This window comes from Mycobacterium sp. E3247, assembly GCF_001667785.1.
In the GTDB taxonomy this organism is placed as follows: Bacteria; Actinomycetota; Actinomycetes; order Mycobacteriales; family Mycobacteriaceae; genus Mycobacterium.
On sequence record NZ_LZJG01000142.1, the window covers coordinates 1 to 4997 of the forward strand.

The 4997-nt window shown below is 70.7% G+C and carries 5 protein-coding genes and 1 pseudogene; 5 read left to right on the top strand and 1 reads right to left on the bottom strand.

Annotated elements, in window-relative coordinates:
- Positions 1 to 261: pseudogene (locus tag A9X04_RS30275) on the bottom strand (AAA family ATPase); the annotation flags it as partial.
- A gap of 60 nt (positions 262 to 321) precedes the next feature.
- Between A9X04_RS30275 and A9X04_RS07515 the strand changes: the two are divergent.
- The 5 genes from A9X04_RS07515 to A9X04_RS07535 all read left to right on the top strand — a co-directional run.
- The gene (locus tag A9X04_RS07515; protein ID WP_067919017.1) at positions 322 to 885 is read left to right on the top strand and encodes a TIGR00730 family Rossman fold protein; all 564 of its coding nucleotides are present in this window, start codon (positions 322 to 324) and stop codon (positions 883 to 885) included.
- Between the two features lie 69 nt (positions 886 to 954).
- A complete protein-coding gene (gene fadD6 / locus A9X04_RS07520) occupies positions 955 to 2739 on the top strand; it encodes a long-chain-acyl-CoA synthetase FadD6 (RefSeq protein WP_067919018.1) in 1785 nt (594 codons plus the stop codon).
- A 119-nt stretch (positions 2740 to 2858) separates the two neighbouring features.
- Positions 2859 to 3683, top strand: a complete 825-nt coding sequence (gene folP / locus A9X04_RS07525) for a dihydropteroate synthase (protein WP_231985675.1) — start codon at positions 2859 to 2861, stop codon at positions 3681 to 3683.
- Positions 3680 to 4687, top strand: coding sequence for a glucosyl-3-phosphoglycerate synthase (locus A9X04_RS07530; RefSeq protein WP_067919020.1), 1008 nt, complete (start codon positions 3680 to 3682; stop codon positions 4685 to 4687). Before folP ends, A9X04_RS07530 begins: the two co-directional genes overlap by 4 nt.
- Positions 4688 to 4737: 50 nt before the next feature.
- Positions 4738 to 4997: DivIVA domain-containing protein (locus A9X04_RS07535; RefSeq protein ID WP_067919021.1), on the top strand; the 260-nt coding region annotated here is incomplete at its 3' end.

Consider the following 4997-nt stretch of genomic DNA (forward strand, 5'->3'; position numbering starts at 1 on the left):
GGCCGGCTTGCCGATGTCGGCGATCTCGACCAGGTGGCTGAAGGCGCCGAACGAAACGGCGCGCTCGGTCGGGGTGCCGGTGACCCACCGCACGCGCGTGCCGGGGTGTCGGCGGCCGAAGTCGTCGGCGGCCATCCGGGCCAACGTGGACTTGCCGCAGCCGTCCGGTCCGAGCACGACGGCGCCTCTCCCGGTCGCCAGCGCCGCCTCCAGCCGCTCCAGCGCCGACGCGTGCCGGGGGACGTTCCATCGAATCGGCATCGCCGGATTTTATTGCGCGCGGTGTGCGGGCGTCAGCAAGCTTGGTCTACCTTTCGTTGTATGCGCCCGGAATCCGAGCCAGCCGGCGACTGGGCGGTGTGCGTGTACTGCGCGTCCGGCCCGCAACATCCCGAATTGCTTGCGGTCGCTGCCGAACTCGGCGAGGCGATCGCCGAGCGGGGCTGGACTTTGGTGTGGGGTGGGGGCCGGGTGTCGGCGATGGGCGCGGTGGCGACCGCCGCGCGCGCCCACGGGGGCCGGACCGTCGGCGTCATCCCCCAGGTCCTGATGCGCGTCGAGATCGCCGACGCCGACGCCGACGAGCTCATCGTCACCGAGACCATGCACGAGCGAAAGCACGTCATGGAGGAGCGCGCCGACGCGTTCATCGTGCTCCCCGGCGGCGTCGGCACCCTGGACGAGCTGCTGGACTCGTGGACCACCGGCTACCTCGGCCTGCACCGCAAGCCCATCGTCATGCTGGATCCGCTGGGGCATTACGCAGGGCTGTGGGCCTGGCTGGGCGGGTTGCTGGACAGCGGGTACGTCTCGCAGCCGGCGATGGACCGGTTGGTGCTGGTCGACAAGGTGGGCGATGCCGTGGAGGCGTGTGCGCCCGAATGAGGGCGCCGGCAATCTCGTGGTCCCTATTAGGCTGTCCGCCGAGTTGTTAACGCAGAATCGAGGGATGACGTGGCCGATCACGACGGGGGAGCGCGGACCGCGGTCAAACTGACCGACATCGCATCGCGGGCGCCGGGTCTGCTGGCCGATATGCCGGTGATCGTGCGGGGGGCGATGACCGGGCTGCTGGCCCAGCCGGGTTCGAAGAAGTCGATCGGCACGGTATTCCAGGAGCGGGCCGCCCGCTACGGCGACCGGGTCTTCTTGCGGTTCGGCGACCAGCAACTGACCTACCGCGACGCCAACGCCGCCGCCAACAGGTACGCCGCGGTGCTGGCGGCCCACGGTGTCGGCCACGGTGACGTCGTCGCGATCATGCTGCGCAACTCGCCCAACGCGGTGCTGACCATGCTGGCGGCGGTCAAGTGCGGCGCCGTCGCCGGGATGCTGAACTACCACCAGCGCGGCGAGGTCCTCGCGCACAGCCTGGGCCTGCTGAAGGCCAAGGTCCTGATCGCGGAGACCGACCTGGTCAGCGCGGTCGCCGAGTGCGGCGGCTCGGGCGACACCGAGACGATGACCATCGAAGACCTGGAACGATTCGCCGTCAGCGCACCGGCCACCAACCCGCCGTCGGTGTCGGCCGTGCAGGCCAGGGACACCGCGTTCTACATCTTCACCTCCGGCACGACGGGCTTCCCCAAGGCCAGCGTGATGACCCACCTGCGGTGGCTCAAGGCCCTCGCGGCGTTCGGCGGTATCGGGCTGCGGCTGAAGAGCTCCGACACGCTCTACAGTTGCCTGCCGCTGTACCACAACAACGCCCTGACCGTCGCGCTGTCGTCGGTGATCAACTCGGGCGCGACGCTGGCGCTGGGCAAGGCGTTCTCGGCGTCGAAGTTCTGGGACGAGGTGATCGACGCGGAGGCCACGGCGTTCATCTACATCGGCGAGATCTGCCGGTACCTGCTCAACCAGCCCCGCAAGGCCACCGACCGCGCGCACCAGGTGCGGGTGATCGCCGGCAACGGGCTGCGCCCGGAGATCTGGGACGAGTTCACCGATCGGTTCGACATCGACCGGGTCTGCGAGTTCTACGCCTCCAGCGAGGGCAACACCGCGTTCATCAACGTCTTCAACGTGCCCCGCACCACCGGTGTCTTCCCGATGCCGCTGGCCTACGTGGAGTACGACCCCGACACCGGGGCTCCACTGCGCGACGACAACGGACGCGTGCGCCGGGTGCCGTCCGGGGAGCCCGGCCTGCTGCTCAGCCCGGTCAACCGCTTGCAGCCGTTCGACGGCTACACCGACAAGGAGTCGAGCGAAAAGAAGCTGGTGCGCAACGCCTTCCGCGAGGGGGACGTGTGGTTCAACTCCGGTGACGTGATGAGCCCGCAGGGCATGGGGCACGCCGCGTTCGTCGACCGGCTCGGCGACACCTTCCGGTGGAAGGGGGAGAACGTCGCCACCACGCAGGTGGAGGCGGCGTTGGCGTCCGACGCGTCCGTCGAGGAATGCACGGTCTTCGGTGTCGAGATTCCCCGCACCGGCGGCCGCGCCGGGATGGCCGCGGTCAAGCTGCGCGACGGCGCGGAGTTCGACGGCAAGTCGCTGGCCCGCGCGGTGTACTCCCAGCTGCCGGCCTACGCGTTGCCGCTGTTCGTGCGGGTGGTCGATTCGCTGGAGCACACCACGACGTTCAAGAGCCGCAAGGTGGAGCTGCGCGAGCAGGCCTACGGATCGGACATCAAGGATCCGCTGTACGTGCTGGCCGGCCGAGACGAGGGCTACGTGCCGTACTACGACGAATACCCCGACGAGGTGGCCGACGGTAAGCGGCCGCGCGGCTGAGTGTGCGCCCTGGCCGCACACCGGATCCCGGGACGCCGCGCGACCCGGTGACCGGGCACTATAGACGCGTGCAGTCCAGCTGGTGCGGCCGTCCGGTCGCCGGCGATCGCCCGCTGATCATGGCGATCGTCAACCGCACCCCCGACTCGTTCTACGACAAGGGTGCGACCTTCAGCGACGAGGCCGCCCGGGCCGCCGCGCACCGGGCCGTCGCCGAGGGCGCCGACGTCGTCGACGTCGGCGGCGTCAAGGCCGGACCGGGCCAGGAGGTCGACGCGCAGACCGAGATCGCCCGGTTGATCCCCTTCATCGAATGGCTGCGCGACGCCTACCCGGACCGGTTGATCAGCGTCGACACCTGGCGCTCCGAGGTGGCCAGGGTGGCCTGCGCGGCCGGGGCGGACCTGATCAACGACACCTGGGGCGGCATCGACCCGGCCTTGGCCGGGGTCGCCGCCGAGTTCGGTGCGGGCCTGGTGTGCTCGCACACCGGCGGCGCGCTGCCCCGCACGCGTCCGTTTCGGGTGAGCTATGGAACCAGCACGCGCGGCGTGGTCGACGACGTCATCCGCCAGGTCACCGCCGCCGCCGAACGCGCGGTCGCCCGCGGGGTGGCCCGCGACCGGGTGCTGATCGACCCGGCCCACGACTTCGGCAAGAACACCTTCCACGGGCTGCTGCTGTTGCGTCACGTGGGTGATCTTGTTAATACCGGGTGGCCGGTGCTCATGGCTTTGAGTAACAAGGACTTCGTCGGGGAGACTTTGGGTGTGGAATTGACCGAGCGGCTCGAGGGAACGCTGGCGGCCACCGCGCTGGCGGCGGCCGCCGGTGCCCGAATGTTTCGCGTGCACGAGGTCGCCGCGACCCGGCGCGTGCTGGAAATGGTGGCGTCGATCCAGGGGGTTCGCCCGCCGGCGCGCACGGTGAGGGGGCTGGCATGACGGCATCCGACCTGGTCGCCGGGGACCTCGCCGCCGGCGCGGTGCTGTCCGCCCGGCCCGGTGCCACCTGGCTGGCCGACCGCAGCTGGAACCGTCCCACCTGGACCGTCGCCGAACTCGAGGCCGCGAAGGCGGGGCGCACCATTTCGGTGGTGCTGCCGGCGCTCAACGAGGAAGAAACCATCGCGTCGGTCGTCGACAGCATCTCCCCGCTGGTAGACGGGCTGGTCGACGAGTTGATCGTGCTGGACTCCGGCTCGACCGACGACACCGAGATCCGCGCCGTCGCCGCCGGGGCCCGCGTCGTCAGCCGCGAGCAGGCCCTCCCCGAGGTGCCCATCCGGCCCGGCAAGGGCGAGGCGCTGTGGCGCTCGCTCGCGGCCACCAGCGGCGACATCGTCGTGTTCGTCGACTCCGACCTGATCAACCCGCACCCGATGTTCGTGCCGTGGCTGGTCGGCCCGCTGCTGACCGGCCCGCTCTCCCGGGGCATCCACCTGGTCAAGAGCTTCTACCGGCGGCCGCTGCAGGTCGGCGACGTGGGGGGCGCCGCGGGCGCCACCGGCGGCGGGCGGGTCACCGAGCTGGTGGCCCGGCCGCTGCTCGCGGCGCTGCGGCCGGAGCTGGGCGGCATCCTGCAGCCGCTCGGCGGCGAGTACGCGGCCACCCGTGAACTGCTGACGTCGGTGCCGTTCGCGCCGGGCTACGGGGTGGAGATAGGCCTGCTGCTGGACACCTTCGACCGGCTCGGCGCCGACGCGATCGCCCAGGTCAACCTGGGTGTGCGCGCACACCGCAACCGGCCGCTGGCCGAACTCGGCGCGATGAGCCGCCAGGTCATCGCGACCCTGCTCTCACGCTGCGGCGTTCCCGACTCCGGTGTCGGGCTGACGCAGTTCTTCGCCGTCGGGCCGGACGGACCCGATGCTCACGGCTACACCCAGCACACTTCGCCGGTGTCGCTGGCGGACCGCCCGCCTATGGCAGTCCTGCGGCCGCGCTGAGGCCCCGCTGCTTCGTCGCGGTGTCGGTCGCATAGGGCAGTATCGACGGCGTGGCATTGGTGTTGCTCTACCTGGTGGTTCTGGTGCTGGTGGCGATCGTGCTGTTCGGCGCGGCGAGTCTGTTGTTCGGTCGGGGCGAGCAGCTGCCGCCCCTGCCGCGGGGGACCACCGCGACGGTGTTGCCCGCCTACGGCGTGACGGGCGCGGACGTCGACGCCGTCAAATTCACCCAGGTGCTGCGCGGATACAAGACCAGCGAGGTGGACTGGGTGCTGGACCGGCTGGCCCGCGAGCTCGAGGCGCTGCGCGG